The following is a 21,484-nucleotide window of genomic DNA, read 5'->3' on the forward strand; positions in this document are numbered from 1 at the left end:
CATGCCGCTAAAGCCAGTATTTGAGCCTTTAAAAGGCAGTTATTCTTTAGAAGATTGTCAGTTTTTGCTCCAGCCTATCGATATTCCTTTGCTGACAGTGGAAGAGAAAGAACGACTCATGCAGATCGGAGGCCAGCACTATTCATCGATGATCTCGCAAGAATACCCCCCGAGTGATCAATACAGAACGTTGTTTTTTGGTTTGGTTAATAAATATAAGCAACGACTCGCCGCTGAAGTAGCGGGTTTAGCAAAAAAGATCTTCGATAAAAAAGGAGGTACCGTCACGCTTGTCTCTTTAGCGAGAGCAGGAACACCTATCGGTGTTTTATTAAGTCGGGCGCTAAAACATTATTATAAAGCGGATGTGAGTCATTATTCGGTATCGATTATCAGGGATAAAGGTATCGATAAGGCGGCGCTTGAATACCTGGAAAAGGCGGGTCATGCGGCCGAGAGTATAGTGTTTGTGGATGGCTGGACGGCAAAAGGGATCATCACCCAAGAGTTGAAAGCGGCTGTTGCTGATTGGAATAGTGACAGTGATTACAAAATTTCAGATGAGCTTTGTGTGATTTCAGATATTGGCGGGATGGCTGATCTGGTGGCGACCGTGGATGATTATACGATCCCGTCGGGCATCCTCAACAGTACCGTATCAGGGCTGGTATCAAGAACTATCCTCAGGCCAGAGTACCAGGGCTTTCATCAGTGTGTTGTATATTCACATTTGGCTGAGCACGATTTGAGCAATTGGTTTGTGGATGAAATATCAGCGCTGTTTAGCAGCATATCCCCTGACGAAAACGCCAGTGCTCAGCGTGATGAGGCAAGTACCGGACGACATCTGAAAATGCAGAGCTATGTCGACCAGTTGATGCTGCAGCATGGCGTTACTGACATAAACCGCGTTAAACCGGGCATTGCCGAAGCGACCCGGGTTATGTTGCGGCGGGTGCCGAAGTTATTAGTCGTGAAAAACAGGGCCAGCGAAGACGTTTCTCATTTATTGGTATTGGCTGACGATAAGGGTATTGAAGTCTCTCAGGATAGCGCTATGCCGTTTAATGCGGTCGCTATTGTCGCTAATGTGAACGAATAAACGCTTAACTTCGATAAATCGTTTCAATTAAGTGAAAACCAAATTTGGTTTTCACTGGCCCATGCACTGTTAGTAAGGGTTTTTTGAATACAACGTTATCAAATGCTTTCAGCATAGTACCTGGACTGAACTCTCCCAGGTCGCCACCACGTTTAGCCGAGTTGCATAACGAGTGTTTTTTAGCCAACGTGGCAAAGTCTGCACCCTTTGCCAGCCGTTCTTTAAGCTTTTCTGCTTCCTCTTTGGTTTTTACCAAAATATGCCGTGCACATGCTTTTGCCATTCGATCAAGACTCTTGTTAATACTTCTTGTTAGTAATTATTTTTCTTTATTTAATTAAACTCGCGGTAGCTCTTTATCAGCCCTCTGTAGGACGGCATCGACCAGATTATTAATGCCACTGGCGGCTTCGGTAATTGAGCCTGCCAACATATAAGCGGGTGTGCTGATAATGTTACGCTCCTGATCAATAACAATGCCATTAACCGCGCAGTCCTGGTGTTTACCACCCATCGCTTCGATCGCGCTGGCCGTGTGCTTATCACTACCAATCGTGCAGAGCGCACCGTCACCGAAAATCAGCGGAGTCATGGTGGGTGCAATGCAGATCAGACCCACGGGTTTTCCGGCACGGTGCATCGCTTGTGTAAATGTTTTCACGTCTTGATTAACCTGACATTCTGCGCCTTTCACGGCGAAAGTTGACAGGTTTTTAGCCGCGCCTGAACCACCGGGAATGATCAGTGCGTCATAGTCATCTGGGTTGGCGGTGGCCAGATCAATAATTTCACCACGTGCCAGACGTGCGGCTTCAACCAGTACATTGCGGGACTCACCTGCCACCACATCACCCGTCAGGTGATTGATTACATGCATTTGTTCAATATCAGGCGCCATACATTGATAATGAGCACCTTGTTGCTGAATGCGCAGTAACGTTAGCACTGATTCGTATATTTCAGAGCCATCATAAACGCCACAGCCGGATAATATAACGGCAATTTTTTTCATCATTTAGTCCCCTCAGTGAGTGTGTCGTGTCGATGTCGTGTCTGTGCGCACCGGGTCCGATAAACAAAGCATAACATCACAAGGTATCGCGATATAAGCATCCAGATGATAGACGGTTTAGATTTTCATGCCTGACAAGGGCGGCTATACTCTCGGTCCTCTTTTTAATGTTGTAGCGAATACCGCCGTGTCCTGGTTTTCAAGAAAACAAAAAACACCCACGCTGGCTCATGAAGCGCCGCTTTATGCGTCGCTTTCGGATAGCATCTGTATTGAACAAGTTGATCTTCAGCGTGCCAATAGCCCTCTGTTTCTCCAGCTTTCGTTGCGCTGGGAAGAATCGCGTGTTGGCCTGATCGGTAATAATGGTTCAGGTAAAAGCTCACTGGTGCGCTTGCTTAACGGCTTAATTACACCGCAGCAGGGTCGGGTGTCGGTGTTTGGTTATGATACGGTGAAGCAAGCGGCGCTGATGCCCGCATTGGTAGGATTTATTTTTCAGAATCCCGATCACCAAATGATCTTTCCGACGGTCGCTGAAGAGCTGGCGTTTGGTTGTGAACAATTAGGCCAATCCGCACAGCAAGCCAGAGTTTCTGCGCTGGCGTTATTGACTGAACAGGGTATTGCGTCGTGGGCAGACCGGCCGGTGACGCAATTATCAGAAGGGCAGAAGCAGCGCGTGTGTATTCTGTCTGTCTTGATTATGAAACCCCGCTTGCTGATATTGGATGAGCCGTTTTCATCGCTCGATTTACCCACCAGGCGTCAGCTTCTTGCACTTATCCACAGCACCGACATGCATGTATTACTCATCAGTCATGACTTAAGCGTTTACGCCGATTTTGATAGGCTCATCTGGGTAGATGAGGGGCAGATCAAAGCCGATGGTGCACCAGATGATGTGATTCGTACCTATCTGGCTGCCATTGATAAGCTTTCAGTTTCCTTATGATTAGTCTGTATTTAGCTCACAGCAGTTGGCTGCATCGTTTACCTGCGGGCTTTAAGCTCTGTTTGCTGGCGGCCGCTAGTATGATAATTTTGCCTGTGACTCAGCTTGAGTGGATGGTCGTGTTTACGCTGGCGGCTGCATTGTTATACGTAACACTTGGTAATCGTGGCTGGCAGAATCTGGAGATGGTCAGGCCGTTGTTGCCATTTTTGGCCGTTATTATGCTGTTTCATCTTTGGGCTGGTTCATTTTACGAGGGAGGTGTTTCTGTGCTGCGTTTGGTCACTATGTTCCTGCTGGCTAACCTGGTTACGCTGACGACCCGCATGAGTGACATGATGGAGGCCTTACAACCGGTATTCCGGCCTTTACAATGGATAGGTATTTCGCCGCGAGCGCTGGCGCTGGCGGTTGCGTTGATGGTGCGTTTTGCCCCGGTATTGGTGCTGGTTATGAACAGTCTGGATGAAGCATGGCGAGCCCGCGGTGGTAGAAAGAAAAAATGGCGCTTAATAGCCCCGCTTATTATTCAGGCGATTCGATTATCCGATCACGTCGCCGAAGCATTAACCGCACGGGGTGGCAGCAGTGGCATCTCTGTTCGGCCCATAGAAACCAGGAGATAAAAAAGTATGAACAAAGACAGAACCCTCGTGCAGATCGCACTCTATGCAGCGGTAATCGCCGCATTGGGGCTGTTACCTAAATTTAATATACCAGTGGCGGGCGGTGTGCCATTAACGGCTCAGACGCTAGGTTTAATGTTAGCGGGTATCATGCTAGGGCCCGTGCGTGGCTTCTTATCAGTGGCGTTGTTTATTCTGGTGGTTGCATTAGGCGCGCCTTTATTGGCAGGTGGCCGTGGCGGTTTAGGGGTGTTTGCAGGGCCTACAGTTGGATTTATTGTTGGTTTTCCGTTTGCAGCGTTGGTCACTGGGTTAATGATGCAGCAACTGCAACGCGTTAATCTCTTTGCTGCGGCGCTTATATCGTCAATAGTCGGCGGTATTCTGGTGCTATATGCGTTTGGAATCCCGGGTATGGTGGTCATGACATCATTAGATTTTGCCGGTGCTGCAAAAGCTATTCTGGTGTTTATTCCCGGAGATCTGATTAAGGCGCTGATTGCCGCATTGATTGCGCAGTCAGTGCTGCGAGCAATGCCAGGTATTATTCCTTCACGTCAGGCAATCGTATAAGCAGTAGCTCTAATACAGAATAACTCTAAAAACGGATAAACAGCCAGTGGCTCCACGGGTTGTTTATTTCTCCTGATTAGATCGATCGATACTGATGACTGTCATATTCCTTCTTAGCGAGAATGCGTTAAGATTAGAATCATGATCGACTGCTGAAAAACAGCGTAGAATCAAACGAATATGACAATTGTCATTTTTTTGTCATCTTACTGTCATACATATTTAGTTCAATTTACTCCGATTAAAAGGATATAACCGTGGCCTTTAATGATAGCCAGCGCTTCTTTCCAGAAACCCGCATGCGTCGTATGCGTGCTGATTCGTTTTCACGTCGTTTGATGCAAGAAAATAAACTGACGCCCAACGATCTGATCTACCCAGTGTTTGTGATTGAAGGCAATAATCTGACAGAAAACGTGGCGTCGATGCCCGGCGTGCAACGCATGAGCATTGATTTGATAGTGAGAGAGGCCAGAGAGTTGGTCAGCCTGGGTGTGCCTGCCATGGCATTGTTCCCGGTGACGCCACTTGATGTGAAGTCTGAATTTGCTGAAGAGGCTTATAACCCAGACGGTTTGGCGCAGCGCGCGGTACGCGCAATTAAAGATGCGTGTCCGGATCTGGGTATCATTACGGATGTGGCGCTTGATCCCTTCACCACACATGGTCAGGACGGCATCATTGATGACAAAGGCTATGTATTAAATGACCGCACAGTAGAAACCTTAATCAGGCAGGCGCTGTCACATGCAGAAGCGGGTGTGGATATCGTTGCGCCCAGCGACATGATGGATGGCAGGATTGGTGGCATCCGCGAAGTACTGGAAGAAGAGGGCTACATCAACACCCGTATTATGGCGTACTCAGCCAAGTATGCGAGTGCTTACTACGGTCCTTTCCGTGATGCAGTCGGTTCTGCCGGTAACTTGGGGACAAGTAACAAAAGTAACTACCAAATGGACCCTGCCAACAGCGACGAAGCCTTGCACGAGGTTGGGCTGGATCTGGCGGAAGGTGCAGACATGGTAATGGTGAAGCCGGGCATGCCGTACTTGGATATTGTGCGCCGGGTTAAAGATGAATTTAAAGTACCGACCTTCGCTTATCAGGTCAGCGGTGAATATGCGATGCATATGGCAGCTTTCCAGAATGGTTGGCTGGACGAGCGTAGTGTGATGATGGAGTCTCTGCTGGCGTTTAAACGCGCAGGAGCAGATGGCGTTCTTACATACTTTGCTAAACGTGCAGCGCAATTAATGAACGAATAATTGAATAGGTCGGTCTCTTACTAAACTGGAGACAAAGATGACTAAGCAGGCCACTGCGATTGATGAAAAGGTAGAGATAATGAGCGAAGAGATAGTGCAAAATCAGGCTGCGCAAGCGCTGCTGGATAGCAGGGAAATCTTGCCAACGGTGGATCATCCGGTAGAAGTAGAGCCGGTTGACCTGAAAGCGCCTGAACTCTATATCAATCGAGAACTCAGTCATCTCCAGTTTAACGTCAGAGTGTTGGAGCAAGCATTGGACGATCGCTATCCCTTGCTTGAACGACTTATGTTCTTACTGATTTTTTCCAGTAATCTGGACGAATTCTTCGAGATCCGCGTAGCTGACCAGCTACGCCAGCTCAAATATGGGCGTGAGACGGTTGGGCCGGATGCAATGTACCCGAAAAAGGTGCTGGAGAAAATCCGCGAGATCTGTGTGATCAACGTTGAGCGTCAGTACCGTATTCTTAACGAAATCATGTTTCCTGAAATGGCTCAGCACGGCATTCATTTTTTACGCCGCCGTGACTGGACGCCCGAACAGTTAGACTGGATTAAAACCTTTTTTGACGAGAAAATAGTTCCGGTTATCAGCCCTATTGGTTTAGACCCGGCGCATCCCTTCCCGCGTTTGGTTAACAAAAGCCTTAACTTTATTGTACAACTCGATGGTAAGGATGCGTTTGGACGCGAAACAGGACTGGCTATTATTCCTGCGCCACGATCGTTACCGCGCTTAATTCGTCTGCCTGATGAACTGTGCGAGTCGGGCGATAACCTTATTTTTCTCTCTTCCGTTATTCATGAATGTGCCGCCGAGCTGTTTCCTGGCATGACCGTACTGGGTTGTTATCAGTTCCGTATCACCCGAAACGCTGATTTAACCTTCGATTTTGAAGAGATGGAAGATTTAGCACGTACACTGCGTGGAGAGCTACATTCCCGAAAATACGGTGATGCGGTGCGTTTGGAAGTCGATAATAGAACGCCAGAAGAGCTGATTGAGTTTCTTAAAAAAGAATTTCATCTTGAAGAAGATCAAGTCTATAAAGTAGACGGGCCCGTAAATCTGACACGTTTGATGGCGGTGCGGGACCTTGCCGATCGTCAAGCACTGAGATGGCCTCCATTCTCACCGGGTGTACCGGGAAAATTGAAAAAAGAGAAAGATATCAATGTTTTTCAAGCCCTGAAAGCGGGTGATCAGTTACTGATGCATCCGTTCCAGTCATTCACACCGGTGGTCGATCTGCTGATGAAAGCAGCTAAAGATCCGGATGTGATTGCTATCAAACAGACGTTATACCGCACGGGTGATAAGTCCGACATCGTTAATGCGCTGGTAGAAGCTGCACGTGGTGGTAAAGAAGTGACCGTGATCATTGAATTACGCGCCCGTTTTGATGAAGAGAGTAACTTGCATTTAGCCAGTCGATTACAAGAAGCGGGTTGTCTGGTGGTGTATGGTGTGGTCGGCTATAAGACTCACGCTAAAGCGATGTTAATTGTGCGTCGTGAAGGCACAAAACTGGTGCGTTATTGTCACCTGGGTACAGGTAACTACCATTCCGGTACGGCGCGTCTTTACACGGATTACAGCTATCTGACCTCCGATGACGAGATCGGAGAAGATGTGCATAAGGTGTTCCAGCAATTGACGGGGATGGGTAAAATTCAGCGCCTTAAAAAGCTCTACAATGCGCCTTTTACCTTGCATGCCAAAATGCTGGAGTTGATTCAGCGGGAAACCAAGCTGGCGATCAGCGGTAAGTCCGGTCATATTGTTGTAAAAGTGAATGGTCTGACTGAGCCGAAAATGATCCGTGCCTTATATGAAGCCTCTCAGGCAGGGGTGAAAATCGAGTTGATTATTCGTGGTATGTGCCGTTTGCGTCCTGGTTTGCCAGGTATCTCAGAAAATATTACGGTGCGTTCTATTATCGGCCGCTTTCTTGAACATACGCGCGTGTATTACTTTGGCAACAATGGCAAACCGGATGTGCTTTGTGCCAGCGCAGACTGGATGGAAAGAAATATGCTTAACCGTGTAGAAACCTGCTTTCCTCTCAGCGGAAAACTAGCAGAACGGGTTAAAAAAGAACTGGACTATTATCTGGCAGACAATACCCAGAGCTGGGAGTTGAAGGCAGACGGTAGTTATATTCAGCTGAAACCAGAAAATGGCGCAGAACCTTTTAGTGCACAGCACCAGTTATTGCGCGATTTTGCCAGCTAGAGCCAATATAAGGATTTAGCAGAGCGCTTTTTAGCGCTCTTTTTCGTTGTGGCGACATTTTTTTAGTATTTTCAGACATCTCTTCCTCAGAATCGACGCCTAACATTGCGTTTTTAATTAAGATCAGGAAATATAGGTTCATAAGTCACATGTTTCATATAAGAAATAAGTTGGCGTATCATGCTCATTTACTACTGATCTGATACGCCCAATAATGGAAAACACTATGCCTGATACCTCGATCGCGCTCGAACTGACTGATATTCATAAATCTTATGGAAGTTTGGAAGTACTTAAGGGCGTTTCCCTTAAGGCGAACGACGGGGATGTCATATCAATACTGGGCTCCAGTGGCTCGGGTAAAAGTACCTTGCTGCGGTGTATCAACTTACTGGAACAGCCTGCGAAAGGGCGGGTCGTGATCGGTGGAGAAGAGTTGCAACTCAAGCCAGGTAAATCGGGTGAACTCGAAGCCGCAAGCCGCAAACAACTCGAATCGATGCGCTCACGTATCGGCTTCGTATTCCAAAGCTTCAATCTCTGGCCACACAAGACGATTCTAGGCAACATTATCGAAGCACCTATGCACGTGTTAAAACAGTCCCGCGAACAGGCGGTTGAGCGTGCTGAAGGGCTCCTGAAAAAAGTCGGGCTTTACGAAAAAAGAGATGCTTACCCTGGCAATTTGTCGGGCGGGCAGCAGCAGCGTGTGGCTATTGCCCGAGCCTTAGCGATGGATCCTCAAGTACTGTTGTTTGATGAACCTACGTCCGCACTGGATCCTGAGCTGGTTAATGAAGTACTCAGCGTTATGCGGGAACTGGCCGACGAGGGCAGGACGATGCTAATCGTCACACATGAAATGCGTTTTGCTCGTGATGTGTCCAGCCAGGTCGTATTTTTACATCAGGGACAGATAGAAGAAATAGGGACACCTGAGGAGGTGTTTGACAATCCGAAATCACAACGTGTACGCGACTTTATGTCCAGTCACAGTTGATTCGCCACTTTTTACATGCAAGCCACACTAAATTTTAATAAAAAAGAGAGAAACCTGATGAGTGTTCGTAAAATTATTACAGCGGTTACGCTGGTTGCAGGCGTATTTGCCGGTACTTTAATCGGAACCCAGGCTTTTGCGGGTGACACGATCCGTATCGCTACGGAAGGGGCTTACGCGCCCTTCAATATGAAAAATGAACAAGGCGAGCTGGTCGGCTTTGATGTTGAAATTGCTAAAGCACTGTGTGCAGAGATGAAAGCAGATTGCACCATTGTTGAACAGGATTGGGATGGCATGATCCCAGCTTTAAAAGGCCGTAAGTTTGATGCGATTGTCGCTTCAATGTCGATTACCCCAGAGCGTCTGGAAGCCGTTGACTTTACCGACCCCTACTATACCAATGCATTGGCTTTTGTTGGTGCTAAAGGTACGGAACTGAAAACCGATAAAGAATCACTCAAAGGTAAGACCTTAGGTGCACAGCGAGCGACTATCGCAGGCCAGTACCTGGAAGATGAGCTAGGTGATGTAGTATCTGTAAAACTGTATGACACACAGGATAATGCTTACCTGGATATGGCAACAGGCCGCTTAGATGGTTTGGTATCCGATAAATTTCCAGCCTATGACTGGTTACGCACAGATGCTGGTAAAGACTTTGAATTTAAAGGTGAAACCATTAAAACTGAATCTGTGGATAAAATCGGTATCGCCATCCGTCATAATCAGGAAGAGCTAAAACAGAAGTTTAATAAGGCGTTGAAAGCTATCGTTGAAAACGGTACTTATGAAAAAATCAATGCTAAGTATTTTCCGTTCTCTATCTATTGATAGCTTTCGATTTAACCGATCCGATTGAGAAATTCGATTGAGATATTCGATTGATAGGCTCTCTTGATAGGTGCAATGTGCGGGCTGTCAGCAGCTCGTACATCGTTAACCGAAAGGGAAAACCTCAAACCTTCCGCTGCATGAGAATAATAACGTGATAGATCTGCATGGGTTTGGTCACCTGTTATTGGCTGGAACATGGGTCACCGTAAAGCTGGCGTTAGTCAGTTTGTTTTTTGGCCTGATTTTCGGTTTGTTAGGTGCGTCAGCCAAGTTATCAAAATATAAATTCCTGAGATGGATGGCCACAGGTTACACCACGATAGTGCGTGGTATTCCTGAGCTGCTCATCGTCTTCGCCATCTACTTTGGTGGTTCCGCATTATTAATGTCGGTTGCCAGCCTGTTTGGATATGAAGACTATATAGAGGTCAATCCGTTTATGGCGGGTGTGGCTGCCTTGTCGATCGCCTTTGGTGCCTATGCAACAGAAGTGTTCCGCATGGCCATCCTATCGATACCTCAAGGGCAATGGGAATCGGCTCAGGCGCTGGGCATGACGCCTGCCAAAACGTTCTCACGTATTATCTTGCCGCAAGTCTGGCGCGTAGCTCTGCCAGGGTTAGGTAATCTATTCCAGGTACTAATGAAAGATACCGCACTGGTTTCTGTCGTGGGTTTACAAGATATTATCCGACAGGCGAGCACGGCAGTTAGCTCCACCAACGAACCGTTCACATTTTATCTGGCGGCTGCTTGCATCTATCTGGTACTGACGGCGTTTGCGACCGCAGGAACACTTTGGATGGAACGCGCCTGTACGCCACAAGCGAGGTATAAAGGATGAATTGGGACATCATCATCAAATACTATCCACAATTATTGGAGGGCGCCTTACTCACCCTCAAGCTCGTCGCGGTTTCAGGTATCATTGGCGTAATGCTGGCGGTTCCTATGGCGCTGTTACGTGCTTCGCCGTCACCCTGGGTTAGAGTGCTGCCTTTCTGCTTCATCTATTTTTTCCGTGGCACGCCACTGCTGATACAGATATTTCTGATTTACTACGGCGCCTCACAGTTTGAAGCTGTACGTGACTCAGTCTTGTGGGTGGTACTTAAAGAACCCTATTGGTGCGCTATTATCGCCTTTACATTGAACACAGCTGCCTATAGTGCTGAATTGTTTCGTGGTGCGATTCAGGCAATTCCCAAAGGAGAGCTGGAAGCTGCGGACGCTTTTGGTATGGACTGGCTGCTTAAAACCCGTCGCATCGTCCTGCCGCGAGCCTTTGGTATCGCTTTACCTGCATATGGTAACGAAGTCGTATTGATGCTTAAAAGCAGTGCGCTGGCATCCACCATTACCTTGATGGACTTAACAGGTATGGCTCGTACTATTCAGGCACGTACTTATACCCCCGTTGAGCTGTTTACCGCCGCAGGCTTCATTTACCTGCTGATGGCCGGTGTCGTGATAGGCCTGTTTCGGTTTATGGAAAATCGCTTCAACCGCTACCAGTACTACAAACCGAATGTTGATCAAATGGGCGTGGATAAACCGTAAAATGCACTGAAGCATAATGTTAAAAATAGCGTTAAATAAGCGGCTAATAGGCCGCTTTTTCTTGCCTGATAATTACTACAGTACTCTGTTACAACGGCCTCACGGTGCAAATAGACGGCACAGATATCAACAAACATCTTCATATCAGCGCGCTAATAGTTAGGCAGCCCAACGGGGTAATGTGCTGACGCGAAGGAAACGTTCACTTATCGCTTGCTGATCAAGTGTGTCTTGCCATGTGTTGAGGCGCTTACCTTTGTTTGTAGTAGGTTGCACGCAAAAGGGCGTTTATTCTGCCATACTCTTATGAGTCTAATGCTAATACTGTTCTGCATTTTGATATTCCAAATATCTTAAAAAAGCGGAAAGGTGTTTTTTATAACATTCCATTCACAAAGCTATAATGCCAACATGCTGACTAAATCCTTTTTTTTATTTCTTAGCACTGTCTTCCTATCTGCCTGCACGGCAACGGGAAGCTATCTCGTCAACACGATGGCCAGGATAGGTGATTATCAAAAAATAGAAAACATTCATTACAGTTCAACGAATAAACTGGATATCTACATTCCAGATTCAGACCCAAATCCAGCGACAGATGGTCAGGAGTCTGCGGTCGTTATCTTTTTCTATGGAGGCTGTTGGGGTGCATGTCAGAGTACTTATAAGGGAGACTATGAGTTTATAGCGGATGCTTTGACTAAAAAAGGTTACGTCGTCGTTATCCCGGATTACAGACATTATCCTGATGTGAAATTTGACACGATTATTGCTGACGCGGCATCAGCAACACAGTGGGTTAAAGAAAATATCTCTAACTATAAAGGTAACCCTGATAATCTCTTTTTGATGGGACATTCAGCCGGTGCGCATCTGGCGATCATGCTTAGCGTTAACAGTAGTGCGTATCTGAAACCTGCAACATATGCCTCTTTAAAAGGTGGTATTGGATTAGCCGGTCCTTATGATTTTATCCCTTATACTGAACCTTATCTGCCTGGTATTTTCGGTCCGGAGTCTGACGCCGCTTATTCTCAACCTGTCAACTTCATCAATGGTGACGAGCCGCCTCTTTTATTATTGTATGGGGAGCGAGATGATCTTGTGGAAGCCAAAAATATCATCAATCTCACTAAAGCAATAAAAAATAAAGATGGACGTGTGACCGCGATCACTTACGAAAAGCTCGACCACATCAGTCTGTTAACTGGTTTCACTCGTCCTTTCAGGAAACAGTCATTACTTGACGAAGTCGATGTCTTTATCAACAGTACGCAGACAACCAAGCCTGTGCGATAAGACTAAAATTCTGTTGTATTAACCAACGGTCATCACAAACAAAAACGGCTCCCGAAGGAGTCGTTATTTATTTATATTTGAAGGTTTTGTGTTTTTTCGTCTAGCTATGCCAGCTAGGCCTAAACCGAATAACAAGGCTGTTGCAGGTTCGGTTACTACTACTACTGATGCTGCTGCTGCTGCTGGCTAAGTTATTGTAAGTGGTAGCGGCGCCATTTTTGCAACCGTCCTCTCCCAATGTGGCATTTGCGCCCACTGTTACGTAAACATCGGCATAAATCGACTGATTATTTAGCTCAGCATTTAACCAGGGCATCGCTTGTGCGCTAGACGCCGCAACGATCATCGAGGTAAAGAGGAGTGATTTAGTATATTTCATAGAAATACTTTTTCGGAATACTCATTGGCGAAATTGCAGAAAAATAAAACTGCAGATCAAATCCATTTAAAATGAACCCGAGCAACTGCTACGTTATAAACAGTTTCACCACCATCTGGGGTGTTTGGCGATAGTCGTTGTTAGGTCGAACGTTTTAACGAAAAAAAATTCGTCCGGACTGTGGTTAGCATTAGCATTTTTGCTGAACTACCCGTCAGTAGTCACTTGACCGCCAAAAGTATGCGCTGCAATGGATATTGATTTTTTTGGTTAAATAAAACAGACATTATTATTCATTTAATGGCTGTTGCCGCTAAATATAGTAAGAATTTTCGGCTAATAATTATTGTTAATTATCAAAATATTAATAATTTTTTACGAAAATTTGTAGTCTTGTGCGTAAAAAATATTGATACAAATGTAAAAGAAATTCTTGGTGATTCAGCGCAGATTTTATCTATTACTTAGGGATTCATATAAGGTTCGCCCTCTAAATAAGACAGAATATCTCTAACAGCGAGAGGTTACCTATATACGACCTTTATATAAAGTTATTCAGACCTTTGGCTCTGATGCATGATTTTATCTGCGCCGTACGGAACGCGTTGATAAGTGTTTACTGTTAAATTTTTTATTGGAGAACGCGCGGCTGAGATGATTTTACCGTTCCAGGGCGCCTGTTTAATGAAGTGACTTACCCTAAGTAAGCAATAAATAAAAAAGCCTCATCTTTTAAGATGAGGCTTTTTTAACACTCAAAGGACTTATGCGCTTTTACGAAAACGCATAGCCAATAGGCCCAGACCAAGTAGAGCAAGTGTGCCAGGATTTGGAACAGTGGTAGGCTCATTGATGAAGTATGAAACACCGAAAGTAGCTTTTGATTGCGTATCCTGAACTGTATCAACGTTGCCGCCAAAAGCTTGCAGGGTTAATGAACCTAAACCTAGCAAGCCAACATTAAACGTACCCGGGCCTGTGAAAGCCAACAAGTCAGCAAAAGCGATGGTCGCCAGCATATCTGCATCGCTACCTGTCAACGTAGGTAAATTAAGGGTTGTTCCGGCAGCAACAAATTCACCAGGAGCCGTATTGCCAAAAGAATCAGAAGGAGAAATATCGATGTCTAAAGCACCACCGCCAATACTAAGATTAGCAAAAATTGATGAGCCGGCAGAACCGATAACCCATGAATCAGTAGTCGCGCTAAAAGTTAGGTCAGAGATAGATTGGCCAAATAAAGACAGCTCAACACGTTGAAGAGTGGCGCCGCCTACAAGGCTTGAATCAAATAGGTTAAAAGTAAAATCACTATTCCAAGATGTCAGGCTGAAAGGAGTCGACTGAGACTGACTTTGAACTTCGATCAAAGCAGCAGAAGCTGTACTAGCTGCAAGAGTAAGAGCGGCAGTTGCTACTATTTTCGTAAAAGCTGACATTAAATATTCCTCAAATTTATAAAAGGTGCTTCCTGCATGGGTTTTAGTGAAAGCAGTATTTAGTAAGCACAAAATGAGCCAGAATCAGTTTTTATGAGAATATATTAGTATTAAGTGTTTAAATTGCATGGTTTTTTGAGGAATGACTCTTTTCTGCAACACTCTGATGTTTTTTGATGGTGAGTTAACTCAATAAAAATTGAGTAAAGTTGTTGAGTATTCTATGACGCAAATATTTCATTAAGGCTTTATTAATATTTATTTCCTATTTAGATATCATTGATAGTGAGTGTAAAAAAAACTGACATTGTTGGTTATTTAATGATCACTAATGGAAATGTGTGATTTTTATTACTTTGCCTAAATACCTTTAAGCTCAAATAATACCCCTTATTATTCTGGGTGTATCAAATAAGAGACGTTAAGTTGTTGTTTGTTATTGATTTTAACTTCCTGGCTGTAAAAAAAGCTGACATTTTTGTTATTGATATGCAAACTTCCCTGTATTATTTGCACGTATAATTAGAATTTTCCGAAAGTCAATGTTAGCGAGACTCTTTCAGAGTGCCATATCTGCATTCTGGTGCTGCGGTATGAGCGTAGAGTCCTCCGTCTGGTGTTCTTCCAGTGTGTAGATGACTTTGTCGCGTCCTGATTCTTTCGCATGATAAAGCAGGTTGTCGACGCGCTTCAGCGTTTGTTCGATATCTTCACCCTTCATATATTGGGTGACGCCAATACTGGAAGTCACGTGGATAATTTCTGCAGCGGCGTTGTTGTCTTCTAAAGAGACCTCTTGGCGACGAATGGTATTGGCAATGCGTTCTGCAATGACAATGGCGTGAGCAAGGCATACGTCCGGTAAAATCACGACAAATTCTTCACCACCATAACGTGCGATAGTATCTGCACTACGTAGTTCTTCTTTCATTATTCCGGAAATGCTGACGAGGACTTTGTCGCCGATAGCATGTCCATAATTATCATTGATGCGTTTAAATCGATCTAAGTCAAACATCATGACCGAGAACGGTTGTGAATATTGAGTGGCATTTTTTTGTGCGATACGCGCCTGACGTAATAGTACCCGGCGGTTAATTAGACCGGTTAAAGGGTCAATGGTTGATTCGCGGTAAAGCTTCATGAGCATCGATAATTGGCCTGCCTGCAGCCATAAGCTGATGCCTGAAAATAATATAAATAACCACGTTTTATTTAAGAGAGGGTAGTAATTTTGATTCAGTGTATCTAGCTCAAAAAGCGCTGCGGGCAGAAAAACAATAATTATCATAAGAAGGCCACTGCAGATGGTTAACGGGAATAGGCCTAACATGGAGATAATAAGATAAGGCATCATTTTAAAAGTTAAGGGGGTCGTTAATGCGTCTGTGTTAAAACTTTCCATGCTGATGAGGTAGAAAAGAGAGGGTAATAAAAATGCCAGCAGGAAGGTGACACGCGTGGCCAGTAAGGAGACATGACGATGTATGATGTAAACCAGTATGAAGAGTGAGATGGACAGACTCATGCGGGCCTTAAGTAAAAAATCAGCCTGTACTACAGGGAGTGCCGTATAGTCAAAAAAGGCAAACAAAGGAACACTAATAGCAAAAAATAAGCACATCAGTTGCAATCGAATTCTTATGTATTTATAGCGTGTTTGAGTGAAATCATTGGAGTGAGAACGGCTGAAAAGCACATCATTAAGTGTGCTGCTGATAAGGGAGGTATATAAGTTTTTTTGCTGTTTTTTGATGTTCTTCTTTCGCTGATCATTTACTTGAGAGAGGGTTTCATTATAGTCAGACACGTGAAGGCCGTTCCTTGATATGTTGTTTTAACGCAGGAATAACGCCCTTATTTTATTGATGGGTGGGACGCTTCGTGGTGTGATAATCAGGGCGTGATTATATCATCAGGAGGATATTTTTTTATTGTCTTAGGTCATCACTTGAATACTGATTGATTGCTTTTAATAGCGGTGTGAATTTGGTTTCACGCCGCGATTGGTATTCACTCCTGGTCTAGAGTGCTTATGTACCTGCCGTGAAATTTTGTAGAGCGTTGAGCATGAATACGAATGTATTTATAGTCTTATGAGGACTTTCTTAGCAGGTAGAGGGCCGCTAACCCTTGACGCGTATCGCTACTAAAGGGCGATTTTATGACATTAAGCGTGTATCAAATCTCTAACGAATTTTTTCTATACTAGCGGCATCGGTATGAGAGAACCCTTTGCTATAGATATTGAGTTTCGTTGTTTGTGTGTAGGACAGAGAGTCTGGGCCAATTTCCATTGTCATGGAGAATGTCTGGGTTGTGGCATTCACCGCGTTGCCGGCGACTTCAAATGTTCTCACTTCGTAGAAGGGTTCTACGGCAGGGCGACCTTCGCAGGCGACGTAGTTCGTTCTTTCTGGTGCTATATCCACGCGGGATTAACGGTCTTCCATGTGCCGCTTAACGGTTCGAGTGGCACATAATTTGCGTTTTGGGTTATAGCAGGCCCGGCAAAGGGTAATGAGAGGGTCGTTGATGTCAGAACTATTGCAGATAGGTGTCTGAAAATCTTCATCTTAGTTTCCAATTCTATGTTGATGGAAGGTATCATTTGATTGTTATTGCGCTTGAGTAAATATCAGAAGTGAACTCCCGTTCGCAGCATTTAATTCTGTTAAAACATTTAATATTTAATGACGTTAAGATATTAATTAACCACGGAATGTTATTAAATATTAGTTGTAGTTAGCGAATTAAAAAATAATTAAAAGTAACTATTGCCGCCTAGAATCGTGCTAATAATAAAACTTTTAACAACCTCTTTTCTGTAAAGATAAATCATAGAAAGTATTAAATTTTAATTTTAGTTGTATTTTAAATTTGTAAATAAGTTGCCAGTGTATTTCTTTATAAGGTTGTTACTTTTAGTAATTATCGATAATATATATTATGGAAAAATTATTCGGGATTTCTTCATAAATAAACGGTTATATTTTATCAAAGGGTTGATCATGGGGTACTGGTATCTGGCACTAGCGATAGGGACTGAAGTTATAGCAACCTTAGCATTAAAAGAATCCGAAGGATTTAAAAATTTAACATCAAGTATCATTTGTATTATTGGTTACGCTACTGCGTTCTATTTTTTATCGTTAGTTCTAAAAACCATCCCTGTAGGTATCGCTTATGCAGTTTGGGCAGGTATGGGAATCGTATTAATTGCTTCAATAAGTGCTATTTTATATAAACAATTACCAGATATTCCTGCAATTATTGGCATGGTTTTAATATTGGCTGGGGTGGTGGTAATAAATGTATTTTCAAAAACAGTGGGTCATTAAAAGTATATGGTTCGCCCGCATGGCAAGACAAAGTGGCTCGTAACAGCGAAAATTTTCTTCTCTATACCGGCTCTTATATAAGGTGTCAAAACCTTTGGCCGAGTTTAATGTACATAAAACCTAATTTATCCGGTAGCTTTACGCAGGTATAAAGAATGGCCTATCGGGTCACCGATGAGTCATTAAATATACACTGGTTAATAAGTGAGTGGTTGATAAATTACAGTTGTCTAGCGCTTAGATACGTCGGCGAGTTGTTTAAGTAACATGTTAAGAATGTGGCGTCTGCTTATCACGCCAATGACTTTGTTTTGACTATTGACTACAGGATAACTTTTTGGCTTTTGTTGCAACATTTGTTCTGCAATTACCATGAATTCATCATTAGGCGTCATGCATAAAACATCGGTGCGCATAATGTCTTGTACTGTAGCAACCCGCTGATTGTGATAAACCACTTGGATGATGACTTGTAAGCATTCTTGTTCTGATATCCAGCCAATCAGTTCGCCACCATCATTTATAACCGGGCCGCCTAGCATTTCTTTCTTTATTAATTCGTTACATGCTTCGACAACTGGCATGTTGGGCTTAATAATGGCGAAGTTCTTATTCATGCCATTAAGAATAGAAGTGGGAAGCATAATATCTCCATTTATCAATAATAATTATTACAGGCTTTGTAACATCTCGCAGATGAATAGGCGGCTCTATTCGACGTTAGCACTCATGCGGTGCGTTATTAGTTTCTGCGGACCAATAATAAGCACACTTAACGGAATACGGCCGCATAACACGTTGTAATGTGATTCCGAAAACAAAACTATTAGTACTATTAATATATAAGCAATATTAGTGCCATTTCCTTGATGATTTTTCTCTCGACATAATAGGAGCAGATACTCAGATAACAAATTACCAAAACGATATGAAGGTAAAAAATACAGGGTTAAATATGACCCTTTGTGCTCGCAGTTATAAAACCTCCGCCGTAAATTTTTAAATTATTAGTTAGCTTGCTAAGTAAATTTTAAGCGTTACAATACTTAGCATGCTAACTAATCTGTAGTGCTTACATGGCACGATTGGCGTTATATTGATTGAGGTTTGTATGTCTGGTGCATTAGGTAAATACAGAAAATTAAAGAGCCCTGCCTTAGGTTGGTTGTTAGGGCGAGTGTTTCGTTTATGGCGCAGCGCTATATCCCAGTCGGTTAAGCCCATGGGTATGACCGAAGCACGTTGGTCGGTCATGATGAATTTGAAAATACTAGGCGAAGGCACCTCGCAGCATAGGTTGGCGGGGGAATTGGGTATCGAAATGCCTTCATTAACCCGCACGGTCAATCAGTTGGTTGAGCTTAATTTGGTGGAAAGGCGAGCTCATCCCAGTGACGGTAGGTGCCAGTGTTTGTGGTTTACCGAAACGGGTCATGAATGCTTACAGACGTTAACTGGCTGTGTGGACGAAGTGCGCTCTACGCTCACCCAAGGTATAAGCGATGAAGAACTCGATATTGTATTTGCGGTCCTTAAAAAGCTTGAACACAATGCTGCTAATTTACTGAATAAACACAGTGAAGGAGATAAATAGAGATGGCTCCTGATCAAATTTTTAAGCGCTGGGTGCATATTGCGTTAGCCGTGTTCGCCTTAACGTTTATCTATTTTCTGTGTGCAGATCTGTGGATGCCTGTTAGCACTCAATCACGGGTGTTGCATCCTGTGGTGAATATATCGTCTAAGGTGAGTGGACAAGTGCATCAGGTCTACATTCAAAACAATCAAAGTGTGCATGCAGGGCAAGTGCTATTTAGTCTAGACAAGCGGCCCTATGAAATCAGGGTAGAGAAAGCCCGGCTCGCCGTAGAAAGTGCCGAGCAAACGAATTTTCAGTTAGATGCTTCTATTGCGGCGGCTGAGGCAAAGGTACTGGCAGCAAAAGCAGATGTAGGCGAGCTTACGTTAGAGGTTGAGCGGGTGGAGCACTTGATCCAGTCGAATACCGTCTCTCGTCAGTTTTATGATAAAACCAAAGCCAATTACCGTGCCGCACAGGCGCAGGTTGAGGCCGCACAAGCGGACGCCGTTAAGTTTAAAGTGCAGCGCGGCTCTAACGGTGAGGATAACCTGTTAATCCGCCAGGCTAAAAATACCCTGCAAGGTGCCCGGTTACAATTGAATTACACTGACGTGCGTTCTGAGGTCACCGGTCATGTTGCAAACCTGCAACTCCAGCCCGGACAGTATGCCCAGGCGGGCGTACCCGTTGCTGCTATCGTGTTAGATAAAGGCGATATTGTGGCTGACTTTAGAGAGAAATCACTCAGTCACGTACACATAGGTGATGCGGCTTCTGTCGTGTTTGATGCCTATCCCGGCAAGGTGTTTGACGGCAAGGTGGAGGCAATAGATGCGGGGGTAAAAGACGGTCAAATCAATGCTGATGGTTCGCTTGCCAACCCCGTTAATTCCGACCGTTGGGTACGAGACGCGCAGTACATGCGCACGCACATCGTTTTAATCGATGGCCTCCGGTTATTACAGTCAATGCCATCCGGTGCGAGAGCGACGGTACAGTTACATCCCATTGCCGGTCTGGCAAGTTGGTTAGGAACGCTTCAAGCCCACGTCATCAGTGTTATTCATTACATTTATTAGGTTGCGCCGATCATGAAAGCTCGTCTCAGGTTGCCTTTTATTCGTACCGGCAGCGTTAACAGACCCGCTCACCGGGCATTAACCGGCAACGAAGTGCAGCAGTGTTTACGGGTCGCATTTGGCGCCACATTAGGATTCACCATCAGTAAATTAATGGGCTGGAATTACGGTACCTTTTTTACCGTCTACCCTATGCTATTACTGGGTCTGGTACCTGTGCTGAATAGCCATATCATACGCCAGTTTTTGGCAAATATGATCCTGGTCTCTGTCTTTGTGTTTGTGGTGCAAGGTATGTTTGGCGATCAGCCTGTACCTATGACAGTCGCGGTATTTTTGATATTTGCTTTTATGTTTCGCTGTATGTCGCAAGGGGCCAATTTTCTCTTTGGTGCCGTGGGCATGGTTGGCTTGTCGATGCAGTTGCACTTTGCCAGTTATAGCTCAGCGTCGGTGAGCGATCTAGTGATGTCGAATATAGCGGCGAGTGTCTTAACTGTGTTGCTAGCTATGTTGATGCACGTGTTGTTCCCCGATGTTGAGGCACGCGCGCGACCGCCGGCTATTATAAAACCGAAAAGTAATGGGCGTCACGAAGTGATTTTAGCCAGTACGGTGGCGACTTTATCTTTTCTTGCGTTTCAGGTGCTCGATTTACAGGGTTCCTTGTCGGCGCAAGTGTCGTCTGTTCTTATTTTGTTTCCGATGAATTGGCACGGGGCAGGGCGCTCGGCGCTTAATCGGGCCATTGGTACCTTAGTTGGCTGTAATATCGGATTGGGTTGGCAGCTCATATTACTTGGCCATTCCGGTATTTTATTATTTGTGAGTATCGCGCTTTGGATAAGTGTGATGCTATTCGCCCGTTACCATATGCTTGAAGGGGGTGGTTCAGGGGCTGGCTTTGGTGCCATGACGACGATGGGAATCCTTTTTGGCCAATACTTGTCCCCTCAACAAGACTTGGTATACAACGCCCTGTATCGATTTACCTCGGTTTCAGTATCGGTGCTGATAACACTAACGGCTGTCTATTTAATGCATCGTTTACTGAATAGGTTTGTCAGTACCCGCTTTATTATTAATGCCCAACCATCTTAGCGTCATAGCTCTGCAATAATAGTCTTGAGGTGCGCCGCTACATGTTCGCATCTTGCAGAAGTTGACTGGAATGATGCACCCGATACACCGCA

23 protein-coding genes are annotated in these 21,484 nt (G+C 44.7%); 16 read left to right on the plus strand and 7 right to left on the minus strand.

All coding sequences use genetic code 11. The features are described from left to right. Position 1: 1 nt before the first annotated feature. A complete protein-coding gene (locus tag Nant_RS15195) occupies positions 2-1,102 on the plus strand; it encodes a cysteine protease StiP family protein (protein ID WP_076495888.1) in 1,101 nt (366 codons plus the stop codon). A 4-nt stretch (positions 1,103-1,106) separates the two neighbouring features. On the opposite strand, the gene Nant_RS15200 is transcribed toward Nant_RS15195, so the two are convergent. Beyond that, positions 1,107-1,385: a peptidylprolyl isomerase gene (locus tag Nant_RS15200; RefSeq protein WP_054342514.1), complete on the minus strand. Its 279-nt coding sequence runs from the start codon at positions 1,383-1,385 to the stop codon at positions 1,107-1,109. A 54-nt stretch (positions 1,386-1,439) separates the two neighbouring features. Further along, on the minus strand, positions 1,440-2,117 hold the full coding sequence (gene elbB / locus Nant_RS15205; protein ID WP_054342515.1) for an isoprenoid biosynthesis glyoxalase ElbB: 678 nt from the start codon (positions 2,115-2,117) through the stop codon (positions 1,440-1,442). Between the two features lie 124 nt (positions 2,118-2,241). Between elbB and Nant_RS15210 the strand changes: the two genes are divergently transcribed. The 10 genes from Nant_RS15210 to Nant_RS15255 all read left to right on the plus strand — a co-directional run bounded on the left by Nant_RS15210 (position 2,242) and on the right by Nant_RS15255 (position 12,471). Beyond that, a complete protein-coding gene (locus tag Nant_RS15210) occupies positions 2,242-3,069 on the plus strand; it encodes an energy-coupling factor ABC transporter ATP-binding protein (protein ID WP_082400310.1) in 828 nt (275 codons plus the stop codon). Further along, a complete protein-coding gene (locus tag Nant_RS15215; RefSeq protein ID WP_054342516.1) occupies positions 3,066-3,695 on the plus strand; it encodes an energy-coupling factor transporter transmembrane component T family protein in 630 nt (209 codons plus the stop codon). Before Nant_RS15210 ends, Nant_RS15215 begins: the two co-directional genes overlap by 4 nt. Before the next feature lie 6 nt (positions 3,696-3,701). Next, positions 3,702-4,268: a biotin transporter BioY gene (locus Nant_RS15220; protein WP_054342517.1), complete on the plus strand. Its 567-nt coding sequence runs from the start codon at positions 3,702-3,704 to the stop codon at positions 4,266-4,268. A 257-nt stretch (positions 4,269-4,525) separates the two neighbouring features. Beyond that, entirely contained in the window at positions 4,526-5,536 is a 1,011-nt protein-coding gene (hemB, locus tag Nant_RS15225) for a porphobilinogen synthase (RefSeq protein WP_054342518.1), read from the plus strand. A gap of 37 nt (positions 5,537-5,573) precedes the next feature. Further along, positions 5,574-7,775: a polyphosphate kinase 1 gene (ppk1, locus tag Nant_RS15230; RefSeq protein ID WP_238377164.1), complete on the plus strand. Its 2,202-nt coding sequence runs from the start codon at positions 5,574-5,576 to the stop codon at positions 7,773-7,775. A gap of 226 nt (positions 7,776-8,001) precedes the next feature. Beyond that, positions 8,002-8,775 (plus strand): ABC transporter ATP-binding protein, encoded by a 774-nt coding sequence (locus Nant_RS15235; RefSeq protein WP_143773466.1) that lies wholly within the window; start codon positions 8,002-8,004, stop codon positions 8,773-8,775. Between the two features lie 57 nt (positions 8,776-8,832). Further along, positions 8,833-9,609, plus strand: coding sequence for an ABC transporter substrate-binding protein (locus Nant_RS15240; RefSeq protein ID WP_054342520.1), 777 nt, complete (start codon positions 8,833-8,835; stop codon positions 9,607-9,609). Positions 9,610-9,763: 154 nt separating this feature from the next. Continuing rightward, positions 9,764-10,456, plus strand: coding sequence for an ABC transporter permease (locus Nant_RS15245; protein WP_054342521.1), 693 nt, complete (start codon positions 9,764-9,766; stop codon positions 10,454-10,456). Continuing rightward, the gene (locus tag Nant_RS15250; protein WP_054342522.1) at positions 10,453-11,172 is read left to right on the plus strand and encodes an ABC transporter permease; all 720 of its coding nucleotides are present in this window, start codon (positions 10,453-10,455) and stop codon (positions 11,170-11,172) included. The genes Nant_RS15245 and Nant_RS15250 overlap by 4 nt, the downstream gene beginning before the upstream one ends. 411 nt (positions 11,173-11,583) lie before the next feature. Then, positions 11,584-12,471, plus strand: a complete 888-nt coding sequence (locus tag Nant_RS15255) for an alpha/beta hydrolase (protein WP_076495923.1) — start codon at positions 11,584-11,586, stop codon at positions 12,469-12,471. Between the two features lie 63 nt (positions 12,472-12,534). Here Nant_RS15255 and Nant_RS21945 read toward each other — a convergent pair whose 3' ends face one another. From Nant_RS21945 to Nant_RS15270, 4 genes are all read right to left on the minus strand, one after another. Further along, positions 12,535-12,606, minus strand: a complete 72-nt coding sequence (locus Nant_RS21945; RefSeq protein WP_076495924.1) for a hypothetical protein — start codon at positions 12,604-12,606, stop codon at positions 12,535-12,537. Then, positions 12,572-12,850: a hypothetical protein gene (locus Nant_RS15260; protein WP_054342524.1), complete on the minus strand. Its 279-nt coding sequence runs from the start codon at positions 12,848-12,850 to the stop codon at positions 12,572-12,574. Before Nant_RS15260 ends, Nant_RS21945 begins: the two co-directional genes overlap by 35 nt. Before the next feature lie 764 nt (positions 12,851-13,614). Then, entirely contained in the window at positions 13,615-14,289 is a 675-nt protein-coding gene (locus Nant_RS15265) for a choice-of-anchor E domain-containing protein (protein WP_054342525.1), read from the minus strand. A gap of 559 nt (positions 14,290-14,848) precedes the next feature. After that, on the minus strand, positions 14,849-16,099 hold the full coding sequence (locus Nant_RS15270) for a GGDEF domain-containing protein (RefSeq protein WP_054342526.1): 1,251 nt from the start codon (positions 16,097-16,099) through the stop codon (positions 14,849-14,851). Positions 16,100-16,511: 412 nt separating this feature from the next. Here Nant_RS15270 and Nant_RS21345 point away from each other — a divergent pair, with 412 nt between their 5' ends. Both Nant_RS21345 and Nant_RS15275 read left to right on the plus strand, forming a co-directional pair. Continuing rightward, positions 16,512-16,772 carry a hypothetical protein gene (locus tag Nant_RS21345; RefSeq protein ID WP_156298836.1) on the plus strand — a complete coding sequence of 87 codons (261 nt, stop codon included), beginning with the start codon at positions 16,512-16,514 and terminating at the stop codon, positions 16,770-16,772. A 528-nt stretch (positions 16,773-17,300) separates the two neighbouring features. Then, the gene (locus tag Nant_RS15275; RefSeq protein WP_054342527.1) at positions 17,301-17,630 is read left to right on the plus strand and encodes a DMT family transporter; all 330 of its coding nucleotides are present in this window, start codon (positions 17,301-17,303) and stop codon (positions 17,628-17,630) included. 230 nt (positions 17,631-17,860) lie between these two features. Here the strand turns inward: Nant_RS15275 and Nant_RS15280 are convergent, their stop codons facing one another. Next, a complete protein-coding gene (locus Nant_RS15280) occupies positions 17,861-18,274 on the minus strand; it encodes a CBS domain-containing protein (RefSeq protein WP_054342528.1) in 414 nt (137 codons plus the stop codon). A 467-nt stretch (positions 18,275-18,741) separates the two neighbouring features. On the opposite strand from Nant_RS15280, the gene Nant_RS15285 reads away from it, so the two are divergent. From Nant_RS15285 to Nant_RS15295, 3 genes are read left to right on the plus strand one after another with little or no spacing between them, the layout of a single operon-like run. Further along, positions 18,742-19,224: a MarR family transcriptional regulator gene (locus Nant_RS15285; protein ID WP_054342529.1), complete on the plus strand. Its 483-nt coding sequence runs from the start codon at positions 18,742-18,744 to the stop codon at positions 19,222-19,224. Between the two features lie 2 nt (positions 19,225-19,226). Then, entirely contained in the window at positions 19,227-20,291 is a 1,065-nt protein-coding gene (locus Nant_RS15290; RefSeq protein WP_054342530.1) for an HlyD family secretion protein, read from the plus strand. A gap of 12 nt (positions 20,292-20,303) precedes the next feature. After that, positions 20,304-21,392, plus strand: coding sequence for a DUF2955 domain-containing protein (locus Nant_RS15295; protein ID WP_202905030.1), 1,089 nt, complete (start codon positions 20,304-20,306; stop codon positions 21,390-21,392). Positions 21,393-21,484: the final 92 nt, after the last annotated feature.

This window comes from Neptunomonas antarctica (genome assembly GCF_001305295.1).
Classification (GTDB): Bacteria; Pseudomonadota; Gammaproteobacteria; order Pseudomonadales; family Balneatricaceae; genus Neptunomonas; species Neptunomonas antarctica.